This window comes from Nocardia citri (assembly GCF_054065835.1).
This window is the reverse complement of sequence record NZ_JBSUQM010000021.1, coordinates 58,635-79,045: the sequence shown is the minus strand read 5'-3', so window position 1 is coordinate 79,045 and position 20,411 is coordinate 58,635. Positions and strand designations below refer to the sequence as shown.

Below are 20,411 nucleotides of genomic sequence, written 5' to 3'. Positions count from 1 at the left end.
GACAAGGCCGATGAACGCGTTCTGCGTGGTCGTCACCAGCGACGCCGCGTACACGATCTGCTCGGGTTTGGCCCGCACCGCGCCTGCGGCCGCGATGCGAATGTGCTGCCCGAAGGTTTCACAGGCGGTGTCTGCGACACGGTGGTACTCCTTGCATTTCCGCATCGAGGCCGAAACGTACCAATCGAACGCAGGTCAGCACACCGATTGCAATCGCAGTGAATCGATCACTCGCACAAAACAACTCGGCCCGCCGAGTGGCCGGGCCGAGTTGTTCGAAGCCGGATCAGAAGGCGCGGCAGGAGCGGATATCGAAGGCCAGAATGGCCTTCGCGCCGAGTTCGGCGAGCCGGTCCATCACCTCATTACCCTGCTTGCGCGGCACCATGGCGCGGATGGCGACCCAGCCCGGATCGGCGAGCGGGGAGACCGTCGGCGACTCCAGGCCGGGCGTGATCTCGACCGCCTGCTCCAGGAGTTCCTTCGGGCAGTCGTAGTCCAACATGATGTACTGCTGACCGAACACCACGCCCTGGATGCGCGCGATGAGCTGATTGCGGGCACGTTCCTGCTGATCGGAGCCGGTGCGCTCGATGAGAACACCCTCCGAATCACACAACGTCTCACCGAAAGCGACCAGATTGTGCTGGCGCAGAGTGCGGCCCGAGCCGACCACATCGGCGATGGCATCGGCCACGCCGAGCTGAATGGAGATCTCGACCGCGCCGTCGAGGCGGATCACCTCGGCCTCGATACCGCGCCGCTGCAGATCGGTGAGGACCAGATTCGGGTACGAGGTGGCGATGCGCTTGTCGTAGAGGTCCTCGACCTTCCATTCGCGCCCGGCTGGGGCGGCGTAGCGGAAGGTGGAGCGGCCGAAGCCGAGTGCGAGCCGTTCCTGTACCGGCGCACCGGAATCCAGCGCCAGATCGCGGCCGGTAATGCCGAGGTCGAGCTCACCGGAGCCGACGTAGATGGCGATGTCCTTGGGCCGCAGGAAGAAGAACTCGACCTGGTTGGCCGGGTCGAGGACGGTCAGGTCGCGGGAATCGGTGCGCTTGCGATAACCGGCCTCGGCGAGGATCGAGGTGGCCGATTCGGAGAGTGCGCCTTTATTGGGAACTGCGACGCGCAGCATGGGATGGGTCCTTTCGCCGGAGGTGAACTAGGGATCGACGCGCTCGTCACAGATGTCGATACACGTCGTCCAGCTTCAGCCCGCGGCCCACCATCAGCACTTGGACCCAGTACAGCAGTTGCGAAATCTCCTCGGCGAGCGCCTCGTCGCCTTCATGCTCGGCGGCCAACCAGATCTCACCGGCCTCCTCGAGCACCTTCTTACCCTGGAAATGCACACCGGCGTCCAATGCCGCCACGGTCCCGGACCCCTCCGGGCGGGTAACCGCACGTTCTTGCAGTTCGGCGAACAGGGTTTCGAAGTTCTTCACGATGAGCCATTGTTTCAGACGGGTATGCGGACCGCTTGCTCCGGCCCGGCAGCACCCGACAGACTCACTCTTCCCAGGACTTCGCACCCCTTCTGGGGCCGTCACAAGGGGTGCGAAGTCGCATGGGTCAGCGCCCGGAAAGGAGAGCTTCCAGGTCGGCCACGGCAGTGCGCAGGTGGTCGGCGAAGGCGTACATCTCGGTGGCGACCGGCTTCGGCGTGGCCAGGTAGATGTTCCAGCGGTCCGGAAGCAGGACGTAGGCGATGCCGATGCACTTGCGGCTGGTGGAGCCGAAACCGAAGTAGCGGATATTGACCGACGGGGCCGAGCTGGTGCTCAGGTAGTCGTCGCGCATGATCGTCCAGCCGGGACTGGTGTAGAGCGGGATCGACTCGGTGACGCCGAGTTCGGCCCCGCGCCGTCGCTGGATCCACTCGAGTTCCCAGAGGTGCTGTTCGGGCGCATCGCCCGCTTGACACTGTTTGGCACGTTCGACGTGCGCGCTCGCGGCGGTCCGCGCCGCGGCGAGCCGGTCGGCCTGCCCGACCGCCGGATCCTGCAGGGCGTCGACGAACGCCACCATCTCCGGTGTCACCACACGCATCGCCTCGGTGCGACCGTTGCGGTATTGCCTGGTGGCAATGGATTCGTAGGTGGCGCCGGTCAAACCCTTGCTGCGCCGGTGCGCCAGCTGATAGCTCAGCTGCGCGAACGCATCCGGTGAGATGCCGAGTTGTTTGGCGCGAGTGGTGCCGAAATCGAAAGATACTGTCGCGGTGGCATTCTCGGCAGCGTATCGGGAAAACGCTGCCGCCGCCGCCGCGATATCGGCGCGCTGGGCCTGATCGAGGACGAATTCGATCGGTTCGACCACAGGCAACCCCTGCGGCTGCGCCCCGGTCCGTTCGGCGTGTTCGGCGACGGATGTCTGCAGCAGCGTGTCGACGAAGGACAGGATGGTGGTGCCGTCGAGCCCGCAGTGCTCGATATTGATACCCGCCTGACCATCGGCGAAGACGATGAACGATACCGACTTGTCGAACCAGCGGTTAGCGCTGTCGCCGTGCAGCAGCTGATCACAGGCCTGCAGTTCGTCGCGTGGGGTGAAATCCTCCAGGCACAGACCGAACAGCGCGGTCTCGATGGTGTCCAAGGCCGCAACATTGGCGGGTTCGGCCCGCAACCCCTGTCTACTGACGGCCCATTCGGCCCGCGCCTTGGTGGTCAGATGGCCGACCGCGGTATCGGTGCGGGCCGAGCGCGCACCGGCCTTGAGCACCGCGCGCAGTCCGTCGGCGAGATCGTCCGGCGAATAGGGCACACCGTCCGGGCCGATTACATCCATCCGGAACATACTGCTGTGGAAGAACACCACGATATGCCGGGCAGCCGAGGGCCCCGGCCATTCGTCGCTGTAGGGCACTCGCACGGAATCCTGTGTCTCCCCCGGAATCCGGGTCTCGGAGAACAGGTACTTGTTCTGCCACATCGACAGCTGCTGTCCGCGCTGAGTGACCGGCGCGATCGCCTCGATATCGAGGGCCAGCTTGTAATCGACCGCGGCCGTGATGATCGCGGCCGCCCGCTCCACCTGCGACGCCCCGGTGGAGGCGGCCAATACGGTGTCATCGCGGAAGAGGAAGAAGAAGTTGGCATTCAATGCGATGCGATCGCGACGGCCCAGATAGCGCGACGGCCAGAACAGATCCAGCCAACTACCGACACCGGGAGTGGCGTCGTATTCGGCCAGTGCCGCGTGCAGCTTTCGGCCCGGACCGTCAGGGCGAAGCAGGTCGGCGACCGCGGCCTCGGTGGTGGCGAATTCGTCGGCGGTCAGCAGTGGCGCACACCACTGCAGCAATCGCTCGCCGCTGTCCTCCAGCGTCGGCAGAGGCACCCTTGGCAGGTGGTCCTCGGCGGCGAAGGTGCGTTCGGTCAATGCGGGTCCTCGGTGTCGGCGTGTTTCGGTAGCGGTCGCGAGATATACAGGTTGGCCAGCAGCCAACCTGTGCTTTCCTGGCCATCGGTGTCTATTCCGTTGGTGGCCAAGGTATTCAGCACCTGGGTGCGTTCATTATCGGATGCGAACTTGCGTTGTTCGAACACCCCGTGGGCTTGCTCGGTGCGGTAGCCGAGCGCGGCCAGCTCCGCGGCGATCGGTTCGAAACTGAACATGCGTAGTACGAAGTGTGCCATCCACGGCCGACGACGTGGGTGCGCCGTTGCCACCCGCGCCAGCGTCTTCTCGGTGACGTATCCGACGCAACCGGTCGAGATGACGATATCCGCAGCCGCAAGCGTACGACGTTGCGCCTCGGTCGGATCGGCGGCCTCGAGATCCGCGTGCACCGTGTCGTGCAGGAATCCGGCTTCGTGGGCGTAGGCCAGCGCCGGGCGGGCGGCATCCATGCCGATGAAACGGATCCCGGGGAACTGGTCGCGGGCGTCCAGGCGAGCCCGATCGCGGGCGATGAGGGCTGCCTGATCGGCGTCCTCGGCGGCGCCGTAGTGTTCGGCGAGTTCGCTCACGGTGGTGTCCAAGCGCAGCAGCGCGGCGTTGACGCCGTAGGAGCAACCGATATCGAGCACGGTCGGCGTGTCCACGCGCGCTGAGGCGCGGTATTCTCGAATCTGCTGCTGGAAGTACGGTTTCGCCAGTTCCGGTATGCGGTAGTCCAATTCGGCCATCCGGGTGTAGTAGTCACGCGGATCGGGCCGGTCGTAGATGTCGTCGAAGGAAGCTTTTCCGGTCGTATGCAACGGCACTGGCATGTCGTCCCTCTCAGTCGAGCAACCGATCGCCACGGACGGCGTCGGCCGCGGCGGCTAGGTGATCGGGCAGCACTCGCCCGAACAGTTGACGGGTGCGTTCCACGGTGCCGATGACACCAGGCCGATCGGTATAGGCGAAGATCGCTGAATGCCGTGCCCTGCCGCCCTCGACCGGTGAAACCCGGTGCAGCGAGAAGCGGCCCTGGAACAGTTGCAGATCGCCGGGCCGCAGGTCGAGGTTCCGGATCAAGTGCGCACTGGATCCGGTGAGCACATCGCGCACATCGTCGAGGTTCTCGGCGTGGGGTGAGCGAATATTCGGGCAGTATTCGAAGATGCCACCGATCTCGGCGGGCTGGGTCAACATACTGACGGTGAATTCATTGGTGTCGAAATGCCAGGGATGCGACATTCCCGGCGTCACCACATTCAGGCACAGTCCGGCCAAAGGGTCTGCGAATTCGTGCAATTCGGTCAGTCCGAAACAATCCGCGACGAAACGTTGGAACACCGTACTGGTGTAGAGCCGCTGGATCAGAGCCTCGGTCGGGATCCGGTCGCGCGGGACGAAGGCATTGCCGCGTTCCAGCACGATGCGGCCCGGATGATCTTGCGGCAGTTCGGTATTCAGCGGAATATTGTAGGCGTTGACCCGTTCGACTTCATAATGCGCATCCGGGGCCATCGCCTCGCCTTGTGCCCGCAAGGTGTCGACCAACTCCGGACGGATGAACTCTCGCAGTACCGTACAACCACTCATAGCGAGTTCGGCGCGCGCCCGCGTCACCGCTGCGCCCCACCCCGCGCCAGTCGGATCGCCCAGCGGATACCGTGTCGTATCGACGATCTCGTCCAGGACATCCGTCGCTGCCATGGCGTAATTTTGGTCGAGCGATCGGCGACACGCCCGGGATTCGACAAAGTTGCCCGATGACTAGGGTCAAAACTATCAACTGCGGGCACTTGCGTTGCGGCACAGTAACTCTCACTGTGCCGGAGTCGAGAGTGCCGGCTTACGAACAGCGGGACGCACGATCATTATCCGTCCTGAAAACCCCCTGGCTCGGATGCGTGGTTCAATCTCCGACGCGCAGTGCGTCTTCCAGATCCCGCAGGGTCAATCCCACCAATGAATCACGAAATACCCGCCCCGGCGCCGCTGAAACCGGTATCTCACACGGGATCACGATGACCGCGCAACCCGCGGCACCAGCCGCGGCCGCACCGGTCGGCGAATCCTCCAGTGCCACACAGTCTCGCGGGTGCACGCCGAGCAGTTCGGCGGCACGCAGATAGATCTCGGGTTCCGGCTTACCGTGCGCGACCTCGTCACCGCAGACCGAAACATCGAAGAAATCGCGGCCGAGCGTGTCCAATCCGAATTCCGTAAGCGACCGCTTGGTATTGGTGACCAATGCGGTCGGGAGACCCGCGGTGCGCGCCAATGCGAGTGCATCCTTCGCGCCGGGCCGCCACGGGATCGGCCCCGCCATCAATTCGGTCACCCGCCGCTCGATGAATTCACCGGCGACCCGCACCGCGGCCGATGTCGCCTCGATACCCAAACCATCGAATATGAGACGAAGAGCATTCGGCCCGGACGCGCCGATCAATGAATGCCGCAGTCCATCGCTCATCTCGTGGCCGTGTGCGCGCGCCAGTTCGCGTACGGCGATATCCCACAGTTTCTCCGAATCGAGCAGGGTGCCGTCCATATCCCACAGCACCCCGGCAAGTCGCGACGGCACCCGATTCGTCTCCCTTGTCTACAAACCCGAAGCGGCGATCAGCAATCGCCCGTTCTCCGACGCGACCTGGATCCATCGGTTCTCCGATGAGGTCGAGCCGTTCTTCAGGCTATAGGTAAGCGAAACGACCGCCCGGTTCTCACCGTTGGGTGTGACGCCGCCCACGCTCACCGATCGAACGGTGGACCAGAACTGTGAGTAGGAGCCGAAGCCACCGGTCTGGGCCTGGTAGGACGGCGTCAGCTGGGACCAGGCGCCCTGTGCATTGCCGGGCAGCATCCCGTAGTAGCCGTAGACGAATTGCGAAATCCGGTCCGGGGTGGCCGGGCCGAACGGGGTGGTGGTGATCGTTGTCGGGGGTGCGGTGGTCGACGGCTTGGCCGACGAGGTCGGCGTCGATGTCACCGTCGTACTCGGCTGGGTGCTCGGCACCGCGGTGGTCGTCGGTGCCTGCTGCTCCGGCTGACCCGGTGGAATCGCGATCGGCGACTCCGGCCCGGTCTCCGAACTGTTCGGCGCGGGTGTCGGCGTCGTCGAGCCGACCGCCGTACCGCCCGAATCATCCTTGTTCAGCGACGACACGATGACCGCGATCAACACCAGCACCGCGACCGCGGCGACCGCGGCCACCGCGATCAGGCGGCCACGACTCTGCTCGCCGGCATCGCCACCGCCGGGCAGCGTGCCGCCGGACTTCGGCGGCACGGGCGGCGACGCGACGGCCGGTGCAGGCGGACCCGCGAGTGTAACGACCTGCGTCGCGTCTTCCGCCGCGCCCGACTTGTTCAACACGGTGGTCGCACCCGCGTCCGCGCTGGGGGTGGGCAGCATCTTGGTCGCCGTCGGCGTGGTCATCAGCGCCGGAGTCCGCCCCGCCGCGACGGCTTCCAGCGCCTCCTTGGCCTCGCGCATATTCGGGCGGCCATCGACCGAGGCGGCCAGCAGCCGCATCAGCACCGGACCGAGTTCTCCGGCGTGCTGTGGCGGCGGTACCTGCGCGCGCGCCGCGGCGTGCAGGACGGCGAGCGCATTATCGCCCTCACCGAAGGGCGGGCTGCCCTCGACCGCCGCGTACAGCGTGGAGCCGAGCGCGAAGACATCCGAGGCCGGTTCCGGGTTCTCACCGCGCGCCACCTCCGGGGCGAGGTAGGCGGGAGTGCCCGCCAGGAATCCGGTCGCGGTGACCGTCACGTCGCCGACGGCGCGGGAGATGCCGAAGTCGGTGATCTTCACCGTGCCGTCGTCACCGACGAGCAGATTCGCCGGCTTCACATCTCTATGCATGATTCCCGCGTCGTGCGCGGCGGCCAGCGCGCCCGCGGCCTGCGCCCCGATGCGGGCCACCTCGGTCGGCGCGAGGGTCCGCTTGGCCGCCAATTTCGCGGCCAGGCTCGGCGCGTTCATGTACTCCATGACCAGCCAGGGCTGGCCGTCCTCCTCCGCGACGTCGAAGACGGTGATCGCGTTGGGATGATGCAGCCGTGCGGCGATGCGACCCTCCCGCATGGCCCGCAGCTTGGCCTCCAGGGCCTGAGACCGGGACAGACCGGGTGCGAGCACCAACTGCTTTACCGCGACGGTGCGGCGCAGCCGGACATCGGTAGCCCGCCACACCACGCCCATGGCACCGGTGCCGATCGGATCCGTCAGCCGATACCGTCCAGCGATCAACCGGTCCGCCGTCATGGTGTTGTGCCCCTCCTGCTTTACCGCCGAGCCAATTCCGCACTCCGCGCGTAAGCGGAAATCTTCGAAAATGCTACGCGCCGAAGTCCTTTGCACCCGAATTGCCGAAGGACGCTCGCATCCGCCGACTGCCTCGGATGCAGTTGCAACAGTTCCGACTGTGTCATACCCGACCGACATCCATCCACCGTCGCGCGAACCCCGATGCGATGGCCCAGGTCAGAGGCGCGCTCCCGACCGGATACCTCCGCGCGTCGTGCGCCCTCGTGTCGTCGCGTACTCCGAACGACGGCAATTGATCTCACATATCACGAGGTAATCAAGGCCATCACCGCACCGATCGCACCGAATCCGATGCGGTGAGAATCACATGCTCCGGACCGGACGGATGACGAATTCCGCCCGCAAGCAGACTGGTCGGCACTTACGCGTTGAAGTACTTGGCCTCCGGATGCAGCAGCACGAACGCATCGGTCGACTGTTCTGGATGCAGCTGCAGCTCCTCGGACAGGACGACACCGATGCGGTCGGCCTCGAGCAGGTCGACCAGCTTCGCACGGTCCTCCAGATCCGGGCAGGCGCCGTAGCCGAAGGAGTAGCGGGCGCCGCGGTAGCCGAGTTTGAAGTAGTCCTGCACGTCCGACGGGTCGGAATCGGCGATCGAATGCCCTTCCAGCACCAGCTCTTCGCGGACCCGGCGGTGCCAGTATTCGGCGAGCGCCTCGGTGAGCTGGACGCCGACACCGTGCACCTCGAGATAGTCGCGGTAGTTGTCGGCCGCGAACAGTTCATTGGCGAAGTCGGCGATCGGCTGCCCCATGGTGACCAACTGAAACGGCAGCACATCGACCTGACCGGTTTCGCGTGCGCGTTCGCGCGAGCGGATGAAGTCGGCGATGCACAGGAACCGGTCGCGCTGCTGGCGCGGGAAGCTGAACCGGTAGCGTTGCGGAGCATCCGGATCGGGCTCCGTCAACACGATCACGTCGTCGCCCTCGGAGACCGCGGGGAAATACCCGTAGACGAGCGCCGCATGCTGCAGTACGCCTTCGGTGGACAATCGGTCCAGCCAGTATCGCAGCCGCGGCCGCCCCTCGGTCTCCACCAACTCCTCGTAGCTCGGGCCTTCGCCGCCACGCTGACCGCGCAGACCCCACTGGCCGAGAAATAGCGCCCGCTCGTCGAGAAGTCCCGAATACTCGTGCAGCGAAACACCTTTCACCACTCGGGTACCCCAGAACGGCGGCACCGGGACCGGCAGATCCGCGGCCACATCGGAGCGCGCGGGCACCTCGATCGGCACCTCGGCCGCCTTGCGCTGTTCGGCGATCCGCTTGGAACGTTCGTGCCGGGCCTTGCGCTCGGCCGCCTTCTCGCGTTCCGCGATCGCCTCCGGGCTGTCCGGATCGAGGCCACCGCCACGCTTGCGGGTCATGATGTCGTCCATCAGCCGCAGGCCCTCGAAGGCGTCGCGGGCGTAGTGCACGTCACCGTGGTAGACGTCGGTGAGGTCGTTCTCGACATAGGCGCGGGTCAGCGCCGCGCCGCCGAGCAGCACCGGGAATTGGTCGGCGACGCCCTTGGTGTTGAGCTCTTCCAGATTCTCCTTCATCACCACGGTCGACTTCACCAGCAGACCGGACATGCCGATCACGTCGGCCTTCTTGTCGACGGCGGCATCGAGAATGGTCGCGATGGGCTGTTTGATGCCGAGGTTGACGACCTCGTAGCCGTTATTGGTCAGGATGATGTCGACCAGATTCTTGCCGATATCGTGCACATCGCCCTTGACGGTGGCCAGGACGATGCGACCCTTACCGCTGTCGTCGGTGGTCTCCATATGCGGCTCCAGATAGGCCACCGCCGCCTTCATCGCCTCGGCCGACTGCAGCACGAACGGCAACTGCATCTGGCCGGAGCCGAACAGCTCACCGACCGTCTTCATGCCCGACAGCAGCGTCTCATTGATGATCTGCAGCGGCGGCACCTCGGTCATGGCGGCATCGAGATCGGCCTCCATCCCGGCCTTCTCACCGTCGACGATCCGCCGCTCCAACCGCTCGAACAGCGGCAGCGCCGCCAATTCCTCCGCGCGCGAGGCCCGCGACGACGAGGCCGACACGCCCTCGAACAGTGACATGAGCTTCTGCAGCGGGTCGTAATCCGGGCGGCGCCGGTCGTAGACCAGATCCAGCGCGGTTGCGCGCTGTTCCTCGGGAATGCGGGCGATCGGCAGGATCTTCGAGGCGTGCACGATGGCGGAATCCAATCCGGCCTGGACACATTCGTGCATGAATACCGAGTTCAGCACCTGACGCGCGGCGGGATTGAGGCCGAAGGAGATATTCGACAGACCGAGCGTGGTCTGCACCTCGGGATGCTTCTGCTTGAGCAGCCGGATGGCCTCGATGGTTTCGACACCGTCGCGCCGCGACTCCTCCTGGCCGGTGCCGAGGGTGAAGGTCAGGGTGTCGATGATGATGTCGCTTTCGCGCAGACCCCAGTTGCCGGTGATATCGGCGATGAGCCGCTCGGCGATCTCCACCTTCTTCTCGGCGGTGCGGGCTTGGCCCTCCTCATCGATGGTCAGCGCGACGACCGTGGCGCCGTGCTCGGCGACCAGCTTCATCGTCCGCTGGAACCTGGATCCGGGACCGGCACCATCCTCGTAGTTCACCGAGTTGACCGCGCAGCGACCGCCGAGGTGCTCCAAACCGGCCTGCAAGACCGGGGTTTCGGTGGAGTCGAGCATAATGGGCAGGGTCGAGGCGGTCGCCAGTCGGGACGCCAGCGCCACCATATCCGTGGTGCCGTCGCGTCCGACGTAGTCGACACACAGGTCGAGCATATGCGCGCCGTCGCGGGTCTGATCCTTGGCGATATCGAGGCATCTCTGCCAGTCCTCGGCGAGCATGGCCTCGCGGAATGCCTTGGAGCCGTTGGCATTCGTGCGCTCGCCGATCATCAGGACGGAGGCATCCTGTTCGAACGGCACCGCGGTGTACATGCTCGACACGCTCGGCTCGTGCAGCGGGGCGCGCCGCTGGTCCAGCGGCGGCAGCATCGGTTCCACCTCGCGCACGGCCGCGGTGACCTGGCGAATATGTTCGGGCGTGGTACCACAGCAGCCGCCGACCAGTGCGAGACCGAATTCGGATACGAAGCCGCGCAACGCGATTGCCAGCTCTTCGGGGGTCAGTGGATACTCCGCGCCGTTCGCGCCGAGCACCGGCAGACCGGCATTCGGCATCACCGACACCGGCACGGTCGCATGCCGGGACAGATGGCGCAGGTGTTCGCTCATCTCGTCCGGACCGGTCGCGCAGTTCAATCCGATCATGTCGATGCCGAGCGGCTCCAGCGCGGTGAGCGCGGCGCCGATCTCACTGCCGACCAGCATGGTGCCGGTGGTCTCCACCGTGACGTGGGTGATGATCGGAATCCGCCGGCCCAGTTCGGCCATCGCGCGCTGACTTCCGGTCACGGCGGCCTTGACCTGCAACAGGTCCTGGCAGGTCTCGATCAGAATGGCGTCCGCACCCGCGTCCAGCATGCCGAGCGCGGCCTCGGTGTAGGCATCGCGCAGCGCGGTGAAGGGGGCATGACCCAGTGTCGGCAGTTTGGTGCCCGGTCCCATTGAACCCAGCACATACCGCGGGGTGCCGTCGGCACTCGGACCCATCTCGTCGGCGACCTCGCGGGCCAGGCGGGTGCCACGCTCGGAAAGATCGCGGATCCGGTCGGCGATATCGTAATCGGCGAGGTTCGGCAGATTGCAGCCGAAGGTATTCGTCTCGACCGCATCCGCACCGGCCTCGAAGTACGCACGATGGATATTGCGCAGCACATCGGGGCGGGTGTCGTTGAGGATCTCGTTGCAACCTTCCAGACCGCGGAAGTCATCCAAGGTCAGCTCGGCTGCCTGCAACATCGTGCCCATCGCACCGTCGCCGATCACGACACGCCGACGCAGCGTGTCGAGAAGGGTGGTATCGAAGGCGGCTGAGCTGGACGCAGACATGTGGTCAAGCGTAATGGGCGGCTATGACATGCCGAACCACAGTATCGGTATAAGGCGCCATGCTCTGCCCGGACAGATGAACAGACGGTGCCGCGCCGACTACGCAAATTCAACGCCATGTGCCCACACGCCGTAGGCTGACCGGGGTGAACTCCAGTGAATCTCCGGTGTCACCCGAGCCGGAACTGCCGACTTTGCGCGAGCCTGTGTTGGTCGCCGCCTTCGAAGGCTGGAACGACGCGGGTGATGCGGCAAGTGGTGCCGTCGAGCATCTGGAACTGATCTGGGATGCCGAGCCACTGGCCGAACTCGACTCCGAGGACTATTACGACTACCAGGTCAATCGGCCGACGGTGCGTCAGGTCGATGGTGTGACCAGGGAAATCCAGTGGCCCTCCACCATGCTCTCGGTCTGCTCGCCGCCCGGCAGCGATCGCGATGTGGTGCTGCTGCGCGGTATCGAACCCAATATGCGCTGGCGCAGCTTCTGCGCGGATCTGCTCGAGTTCATCGAACAACTCGGCGTGCAGACCGTCGTCATACTCGGCGCACTACTCGCCGATACCCCGCACACCCGTCCGGTGCCCGTCACCGGATCGGCCTATAGCAAGGAAGCCGCCGAACGGTTCAGTCTGGAGCAGACCCGCTACGAGGGGCCGACCGGCATTACCGGGGTCCTGCAGGATCAGTGTGTGAAGGCGGGCGTACCCGCCGTTTCGTTCTGGGCGGCCGTGCCACATTACGTCTCGCAGCCGCCGAATCCGAAGGCGACCATCGCGCTGCTGCACCGCGTCGAGGATGTGCTCGATATCGAGGTGCCGCTCGGCGAGCTACCCAAACAGGCCGAGGACTGGGAGAGCGCCGTCAACGAGATGACCGTCGGCGACGACGAGATCAGCGAGTATGTGCGCTCGCTCGAGGAACGCGGCGACGCGGCCGTCGACCTCAACGACGCGATAGCCAAGATCGATGGTGACGCGATCGCGGCCGAATTCGAAAAGTATCTGCGCAGACGGGGTCCGGGCAGTTTCGGACTGTAATCGGTTCGTGCCGTCTCGGTTCAGGTTCGGATAGTTCACCGAAAGTTCGCCATGGGGCCACACGTAAGTATGGAAAGGCTTGCCATCTAGACTTCCCGGGTGACTATTCACCGGATCGTCGCGCATCTTCGTAGTTTCGACGACCGGATCGCCGTCCTCTGCTCTCGATCTCCATCGGCGACCGTCACAGCAGCGGAATCGGTGCCGGATAGTTTGGAGCGGATCACCTATGCGCAGCTGGCGGCACGTGTCGAAGAGTACGCGGAGCAGCTCGGAGCGAACCGGCGCCTCATCGCGCTCGCGGCGCGCAACGACATCGACTCGCTCGTCGCGTATCTCGGCGCGCTGAGCGCGGACTGCGTCGTTCTACTCACCGCGAATATCACCAGCGAATTGCTGGACACTTACGATCCCGATGTCGTCATCGATGCGGGCCCGCCGTGGATTCGACGGTCCCGCTCCGCACATCGCCTGCATCCGGAGTTGGCGCTGCTGCTGAGCACTTCGGGTTCGACCGGTTCGCCGAAGCTGGTGCGGTTGTCCGCGGCCAATCTGATGTCGAATGCGGACGCTATCGCCGAATACCTCGCCATCGATGCCGATGACCGAGCCGCGACGACCCTGCCGATGTTCTATTGCTACGGATTGTCGGTAGTGCACAGCCATCTGCTACGCGGTGCGAGTCTGCTACTCACCGACCGGTCGGTTCTCGATGATGAATTCTGGGTCCAGTTCCGCCGCTACGGCGCAACGTCTTTCGCCGCGGTGCCGTACACGATCGATCTGCTCGAACGCATCGGGTTCGCCGAAATGACCCTGCCGAGCCTGCGCTACCTCACCCAGGCGGGCGGCCGCCTCGCGCCCGAGCGCGTCCGCGACTACGCCGAATTGGGTAGGCGGACCGGCTGGGACTTCGTCGTCATGTACGGCCAGACCGAGGCCACCGCGCGGATGGCCTATCTGCCACCGGAATTGGCCGCCGAACATCCGGACTGCATCGGCAAGCCGATTCCCGGTGGCCGATTCACCCTGGAGCAGGTGCCGGATACCCACGACGAGGAATTGATCTATCACGGGCCCAATGTGATGCTCGGCTACGCCGAGGACCCACGCGATCTCGCCCTGGGCCGCACGGTCGAATCACTGCGCACCGGCGATCTGGCCCGGCGCACACCCGACGGGCTGTACCAAGTGGTCGGCAGGCGCAGCCGGTTCGCCAAGATCTTCGGCCTGCGAATCGATCTGCAGCGACTCGAATCCGGTTTGGCCGCAGCCGGTTTCACGGCATGCTGCACCGATGATGACGACCAGTTGGTCGTCGCCGCCGAATCTCCGGCGGAATCGCTTGCCGCGACCGCCGCCGAACTGTCCGGTCTACCGGCCGTGGCGATTCGCGCTTGCGCGGTCGGGGAAATCCCGCGCCTGCCCAATGGCAAGCCCGACTATCCGGCGATCCGCCGGCTCTCCGCACCCGAACCCGAACTGCCGCCCCGCGATATCCGCGCACTCTACGCCATTGCCCTCGGCATAGATCCGGCCCGAGTCCGGCCCGACAGCACCTTCGTCGATCTCGGCGGCAATTCGCTGACCTACATCACCACTTCGACCCGACTCGAGCGGGCACTCGGGCGGCTGCCCGCGAACTGGCCGGATCTGACCGTCGCCGAACTCGAGCGAGTTCCGGACGGTCACCGGACATTCGGTCGCACGGTGGATACCCCGACCTTGTTGCGCGCCGCCGGAATCGTGCTGGTCGCCAGCTCACATATCGGCATATTCGTGCACTGGGGCGCGGCACATATCTTGCTCGGTGTCGCCGGATTCAACTTCGCCCGCTTCGCGGTCACCATGTCCCCGCGCGCCGAACGGCTGCGGCACGCACTGCACACGGTGGCGCTCATCGCGATTCCGACCACCGCCTGGGTGGCGCTCACACTGCTGTTCACCGACTATTACAGCTGGCAGAACGTGTTGCTGCTCAACAAGATTCTCGGACCGCATGACAGCGACACCGCGGGGCACCTGTGGTTCATCGAGGTGCTGGTGCTGATCATGGTCGTATCCGCGCTGTTGATCCGGGTGCCGTTCATCGATGCCGTGCAGCGGCGCGAACCGTTCTGGTTCGCCTTGGGATTGGTGGGGCTCACCATGGTGTTCCGGTTCTGGTCGTTCGGGCTCTACCCGGCCAAGGAGGTGCCGTACTCGCCATTGGCCTGCTGGTTCTTCGCACTCGGCTGGGCGGCGGCGAAGGCTATGACGATCTGGCAGCGGCTACTGGTGAGCGCGGTGCTATTGGGAACGGTGCCCGGCTATTTCGGCGTCCCCGATCGAGAACAGCTGGTGATGTCCGGGCTGCTGTTGTTGATCTGGCTGCCCACGGTCCGGGTGCCCGCCATGGTCGCGGGGGTCGCCGCGCTGCTTGCCGACAGCTCATTGTTCGTCTATCTGCTGCATTGGCAGGTCTATCCACCATTCGGACAGCACTATCTCGCTGCGCTGCTCGCATCCCTCGCGGCCGGTGTGGTGGCGTCCTGGGTGGTGACGAACCTGCGGCACAGGTCAGTCCTGGTGCACAGCTTCTTCGCCAAGATCTTCGTCGCGAAGCGCACAGCTCTCGATGGTCCATACCTGCGCCGCGGCGTCGTGGGCCAGCTTCGCGAGCAGAATGTCTCGCGGAATCGTCTGGCCGGCAAAGTGATCGAGTGACGGCACCACCACGTGATGCGCGTCCGCTCGCTTGAGCTCCTGGGTCAGCTCGGCGAATGCCGTGCCGTCGCCGGAAGTCGATTCATGGAATGTTGCGGCGAAGCAGAGCCCTTCGTCGCGCGCGAGGCTGCTCATCGCGTCCTCGAGTTCCGCACCATGGCCATCGGCCAAATCGTCACGCAAGTATCCATAGATCAACGCGTCCACCCGAACCTCCGTTGGATTGGGGATCTCTCGCTGTTCTCTTATGTGGATCACCCCCGTCGCCGAGGGGCACTGCGTACTTGCAAGAGCAGATGCCTTTTACACCTGGAGCGTGGCAAATCTTCCGCGCCCATATCCAGCATGTAGGACGCAAAACTGCGAGTGCAGGTGTCAACCCAGTGACATCTGTATGCCCTATTCGGGCCACTGAGCGTTAACTGGTGCGATACTACAGACGTGGCCGCTGGAGACGATCGACCCGTCTGGGCTGTCCGAATGCGCTCCGAACGTGATGCGCGGGGATGGTCACAAGCCGACGCCGTCCGTGTCATGCGCACGAAGTCTTCGCACAACCTGCCGACGGACAGTACCCTGCTGCGTAATTGGCGACGTTGGGAGTCGGGCGAGTCGCGTCCGGATGATTTCTATGCCCCTATCATCGCCGCCGCATTCGATACGGTGACCGCGGCATTCTTCCCGAAGAACCGTCCCAACCGCGACGATGAACTGCTCTCGGCAACGGGGATGGACACCCTCGAATTCATCGGCAGGCTAAGGATGTCCGACGTTTCCACGGCCACGCTCGATGCCATCCGCATCACCGCGGAGCGACTGTGTTGCGAATATCCGTTTGCCGATCCACACGATCTGCACAACGAGGGCACGTCGTGGTTGCGCCGCATCACCTCACTGCTGGATGGCCGACTGACGCTGAAGCAGCATCGGGAAATTCTCGTGCTGGCCGGTTGGGTTGCGCTGCTGGTCGGTTGCGTGGACTACGACCTCGGACGGCGCACCGCCGCGGAAGCCACTCGCCGCGCGGCCTATTCGCTCGGTCAGGAAGCCGACCACGCCGAGATCACCGGCTGGAGTGCGGAAATGGCGGCCTGGTTCGCCGTGACCCAGGGTAACTATCGAGGTGCGATCGAGGCGGTCGATCCGGCGTTGGCAACCAGCCGCGGCCTCGGTGTCGGTGTCCAGCTGTGCGCACAACGTGCGAAGGCATGGGCACGACTGGGCAATCGAGGCGAGGTGGAGGCGTCGCTGAATCAGGGACGAGCAATCCTCGAGCGACTCGACCACCCGACCAATCTGGACAATCATTTCGTGGTCGATCCGCAGAAGTTCGACTTCTATGCCATGGACTGCTGCCGCGTCGCGGGTGAGGATCCGCTCGCGGAATCCTATGCGCGCGAGGTCATCCGGCACTCGACGCGCGCCGACGGCACGATACGCAATCCGATGCGGGTGTCCGAGGCACACCTCACCCTCGCGGTAGTCGCGGTGCGCGACCACGATCTGGAACTCGCGCTGGACGAGGGCATGCGGGCCTTCACGGGCAAGCGTCGGTCGCTGCCGTCGCTGATGTGGATCGCGGGCGAAGCGGCGCGCGAAATCATCGAGCGCTACCCCGGCGATCCGCGCACCCGGGTGTATCTGGATCAGTTGCGGACCTTGTCCTGCGAGTGATCATTTCGGCGTACGTTTGATTCATCGCCAGCGGTAAGGGGTGGGCAATGTATCGCGTTCGCGTCATTGTGCGTCGCGATGCGGACGAGTCGCTACGCACCACGTTTTCGAGGCCGGTGCGCCCATCGGTGAACGGGTAGCGCCGCTCTCTGATCTGGTGGGCGCGAAGGACAGTCTCACCGAGCAGGTCGGCGATCTCACCTCGGAGGTGCTCGAGCAGGTCAAGATCGGCCTGCGCGCCCGATTCGATCTGTGAGTCACCGGGTGGCGAACAGGGGGCAAACCGGACGCGGCCACGCCGAATAGGGGTCGGACTCGACACCCGCGACCGACCCGCTACTACCCTGTTCCCGGTGACCGACTCCGTTGACGGCCTGCCGTATGCCGCGCCCGCGCTATGGGATGAGCGGTTGCGGCTGTTCTCCTTCGCCACAGCCGAGAAGCGCACGGAGTATCTGTGGGTGCTGCGAGCATTCGACAGTGCGCGGGCGGCCTATGTGGTGTTGCTGCACGCCGGCGATGTCGCGACCTGGATCGAACGCAGTGCGCCCGATGCACCCCAGCTGACCGGACCCGAGATCGGGCCGCTGCTGGATCAGCTGCATCGGTGGGGTGTGGTCGAGCGCAGCTATGACGGGACGCGGGCCGCGACATTGGCGGAGTATCGGAATCGGCACTACGTCTATCAACTCACCCAGGCCGGATTCAAGGCATACCGGGCGGTCGCGGGTGTGCTCGAAGCGCGTCTGGACGAGGCGGCACTGTCGCGACTTGTACTGCCCGAACTGCTCGCGGATCTCAATACCCTTGCCGAGGCTAATAAGTCGGGTGATGCGGAGCGCGTCTACCGAACGCTGCGCCGATTGGATGCGGCGCTCTCGGATATGGCGGCGCGGGCCGCGCACTTCTACCTCTCGCTCGGCGATCTGGTCCGCACCACCGAGATCACGCCGGAATCGTTCCTGGCGCACAAGGACACACTGCTCGCGCATATGCGCGAGTTCAGTATGGATCTGGCTCGCTTCGCACCGCGTCTGGCCGCGGCGATCGGCGAGATCGAGGAGACCGGCGTCGACGAACTCATCGCGCGGGCGGCGCGCAGCGACGAGCGGGTGCTGCTGAGTCCGGCCGAGCGGCAAGCGGATTGGCGGGCACGCTGGCAGGGGCTACGAACCTGGTTCGTCGCGACGGCCGCCGATATTCCCGGCGAATCGTCCTCGACCGAGGCGGATCGGCTGCGGGAGGCGACCATGAGCGCGATTGCCGCCGTGCTGTCGCTGCTGCGGCGGGTCACCGAGACACGGAAGGGCGGAGTGAGCCGCGAATCGGCGTTGCGGCATCTGGCGGGCTGGTTCACCGCCGCGCCCACCACCGACAGCGCGCACGCGCTCTTCGACGCCGTCTTCGGTCTCGGCAGGCCGCGTCACATCTGCCTGGAACATCCGGATGCGGAGCTGATTCCGGCGATCCGCTCCTGGTGGGAGGCACCGCCGCTGGAGATCTCGCGCACACTCGCCGAGACGGGCCGGGCGCCGCAGGTCGGTGCCCCGGCCCGAATCCAACGCAATGACGCGGGAATTCGCCGACTCCGCGAGGCGCAACTCGACGCCCAACGCGCGCGCGCCGAGGCCGCCAAATCCTTGGCTGCCGCCTCGGTGCACGAACGCGTCCTCGACGAACGCGAAACCGAGGTGCTGCTGCGCCTGCTCGATGCCGCATCCACCGCCTGGGTTCCGGTCAGCGGCCGCATCGACGGGACCACCGGCTCGGATAGCGGGGTCACCCTCACCGTCTCCGAACATCCGGGTTCGACCGTGGTCCGCACCGCACGCGGGCTGCTGCATTTGAACAATCGGCGCCTCGAGGTGAAGCAGTCGACCCGCGGACGACGCGCATGATCAACGCTCGCCGCATCGACTCCCTCGCACTCGACAACTATCAACGCGCGGCCCGCGTGATCCTCGCCAATCATCTGGTCACCCGGACCTATCCGGACCGGATCGCACTGCCGCTGATCCGCCGCTGGGCCACCGAACTCCGCGAGGATCTAGCGGAGCTGTTCGGCTACCGGCTCGAGGTCACCGAGACGACGGCGCGGGTATTTCCGGTCCTCGATCGGCTCGATTCCGGCAAACCGGCCCGCGCCGTCACCGAGCGCGTTTTCGACCGCCGCCGCTATGCCTACCTGGCCTTGGCACTGGCGGCACTCGGCCGCGCGGGTGATCAGATCACCTTGTCGGAGTTGGCCGATCGAGTCGCCGCCTATACCGGCCGGATCGAGGGCCTCGAACTATCACCCGAGCGCGCCGCCGATCGCGATGCCTTCGTCGATGCCGTCGGCTGGCTCGCGCACCGGGGCGCGCTCACCCTGGCCGATGGCGATGCGGGTGGTTGGGCCGCCGACCCGGAGGCGGGCGAAGCGCTCTACGACATCGACCGGCCGGTGGTCTTCGCGCTGTTCCGACCGCCACGCGCACTGCAGCATTTACACAGTGTGCGTGGCCTGCTCACCGAGGACGCGCCACCGCCCGGTTCGGCCACGAATGCACAGTCCGCCGATGCGGCGCGGCGGGTACGGCGCTGTCTCGTGGAGCGTCCGGTGGTGTACGCCGAGGATCTGGCCTACGACGAGCAGCGGCTATTGCTGCAGGATCGGGTCGTCGCGGATGTCGAACTGTTCACCGGGCTGCGGGCCGAACGACGCGCGGAGGGCGTCGCATTGATCGATGTCTCCGGACGTCTCTCCGATATCCGTTTCCCGGGCACCGGAACGCTGGCGCAAGTGGCGCTGCTGCTTGCCGGTGAGATCGCCGATCGCGTCCTCGATATCGATAATCCGGTGCCGGTGCGTCCGGGCGCATCCGATCCGGCCCTCGCACTCGCCGAACAACTCGACGGCGCCATCCCGGAATCCACCGTATTCGTCCCGCTCGCCGATCGCCCGTCGACCGATCCCGAAGTGGTGCAGGAGGTTTCCGATCCCGATGCGGGGGCGATAGGCGCTGTACGCGCGACGTACCCGTTCGTCGAGGCGAGCTGGGTCGGCGAGACGGTGCAGGCACTGACCGACCGCTACGGTGTCACCTTCGCGGCGCAGTGGCAGGCCGATGTTCCCGGGCTGACCCGGGAGGTGAGCGGCCTGCTGGAGCGGCTGCGGCTGGTCCAGGTGGTGGCGGACGGCCTGATCATTCTGCCCGCACTGGCCCGCTACCGCGGCGCGATCGTCACCGTCCGCACCAAGCGGGCCGCCGAATTGTTCGTCACCGCCGCCGACACTGTCGGGGCCGGCAGCGTTGGTACGGAAGGGATCTAAACC

The 20,411-nt window shown here is 65.4% G+C and carries 13 protein-coding genes; 5 read left to right on the top strand and 8 right to left on the bottom strand.

All coding sequences use genetic code 11. The annotated features are described in order from the left end of the window. Positions 1 to 286 precede the first annotated feature (286 nt). From hisG to metH, 8 genes are all read right to left on the bottom strand, one after another. Complete coding sequence (gene hisG, locus ACW2Q0_RS23865; RefSeq protein WP_457193125.1) at positions 287 to 1,138, bottom strand: ATP phosphoribosyltransferase; 852 nt, start codon at positions 1,136 to 1,138, stop codon at positions 287 to 289. 46 nt (positions 1,139 to 1,184) lie between these two features. Further along, on the bottom strand, positions 1,185 to 1,466 hold the full coding sequence (locus tag ACW2Q0_RS23860; protein ID WP_457193153.1) for a phosphoribosyl-ATP diphosphatase: 282 nt from the start codon (positions 1,464 to 1,466) through the stop codon (positions 1,185 to 1,187). 109 nt (positions 1,467 to 1,575) lie between these two features. Next, positions 1,576 to 3,387 carry a choline/carnitine O-acyltransferase gene (locus ACW2Q0_RS23855; protein ID WP_457193124.1) on the bottom strand — a complete coding sequence of 604 codons (1,812 nt, stop codon included), beginning with the start codon at positions 3,385 to 3,387 and terminating at the stop codon, positions 1,576 to 1,578. Next, positions 3,384 to 4,220, bottom strand: a complete 837-nt coding sequence (locus tag ACW2Q0_RS23850) for a class I SAM-dependent methyltransferase (protein WP_457193123.1) — start codon at positions 4,218 to 4,220, stop codon at positions 3,384 to 3,386. The genes ACW2Q0_RS23855 and ACW2Q0_RS23850 overlap by 4 nt, the downstream gene beginning before the upstream one ends. A 10-nt stretch (positions 4,221 to 4,230) precedes the next feature. After that, complete coding sequence (locus ACW2Q0_RS23845; protein ID WP_457193122.1) at positions 4,231 to 5,094, bottom strand: HalD/BesD family halogenase; 864 nt, start codon at positions 5,092 to 5,094, stop codon at positions 4,231 to 4,233. A gap of 202 nt (positions 5,095 to 5,296) precedes the next feature. After that, on the bottom strand, positions 5,297 to 5,968 hold the full coding sequence (locus tag ACW2Q0_RS23840) for an HAD family hydrolase (protein ID WP_457193121.1): 672 nt from the start codon (positions 5,966 to 5,968) through the stop codon (positions 5,297 to 5,299). Positions 5,969 to 5,986: 18 nt separating this feature from the next. Next, on the bottom strand, positions 5,987 to 7,654 hold the full coding sequence (locus ACW2Q0_RS23835; RefSeq protein WP_457193120.1) for a serine/threonine-protein kinase: 1,668 nt from the start codon (positions 7,652 to 7,654) through the stop codon (positions 5,987 to 5,989). Between the two features lie 424 nt (positions 7,655 to 8,078). Continuing rightward, entirely contained in the window at positions 8,079 to 11,675 is a 3,597-nt protein-coding gene (metH, locus tag ACW2Q0_RS23830; protein ID WP_457193119.1) for a methionine synthase, read from the bottom strand. A gap of 137 nt (positions 11,676 to 11,812) precedes the next feature. Here metH and ACW2Q0_RS23825 point away from each other — a divergent pair, with 137 nt between their 5' ends. The 5 genes from ACW2Q0_RS23825 to ACW2Q0_RS23805 all read left to right on the top strand — a co-directional run bounded on the left by ACW2Q0_RS23825 (position 11,813) and on the right by ACW2Q0_RS23805 (position 20,408). Beyond that, positions 11,813 to 12,715: a PAC2 family protein gene (locus tag ACW2Q0_RS23825; protein WP_457193152.1), complete on the top strand. Its 903-nt coding sequence runs from the start codon at positions 11,813 to 11,815 to the stop codon at positions 12,713 to 12,715. Between the two features lie 201 nt (positions 12,716 to 12,916). Continuing rightward, positions 12,917 to 15,421, top strand: a complete 2,505-nt coding sequence (locus tag ACW2Q0_RS23820) for an AMP-binding protein (RefSeq protein ID WP_457193118.1) — start codon at positions 12,917 to 12,919, stop codon at positions 15,419 to 15,421. A 480-nt stretch (positions 15,422 to 15,901) separates the two neighbouring features. Continuing rightward, complete coding sequence (locus tag ACW2Q0_RS23815) at positions 15,902 to 17,095, top strand: XRE family transcriptional regulator (protein WP_457193117.1); 1,194 nt, start codon at positions 15,902 to 15,904, stop codon at positions 17,093 to 17,095. A 353-nt stretch (positions 17,096 to 17,448) separates the two neighbouring features. Beyond that, complete coding sequence (locus ACW2Q0_RS23810) at positions 17,449 to 18,993, top strand: TIGR02677 family protein (protein WP_457193116.1); 1,545 nt, start codon at positions 17,449 to 17,451, stop codon at positions 18,991 to 18,993. Then, positions 18,993 to 20,408, top strand: coding sequence for a TIGR02678 family protein (locus ACW2Q0_RS23805; RefSeq protein ID WP_457193151.1), 1,416 nt, complete (start codon positions 18,993 to 18,995; stop codon positions 20,406 to 20,408). Before ACW2Q0_RS23810 ends, ACW2Q0_RS23805 begins: the two co-directional genes overlap by 1 nt. The last annotated feature ends 3 nt before the right edge of the window (positions 20,409 to 20,411 follow it).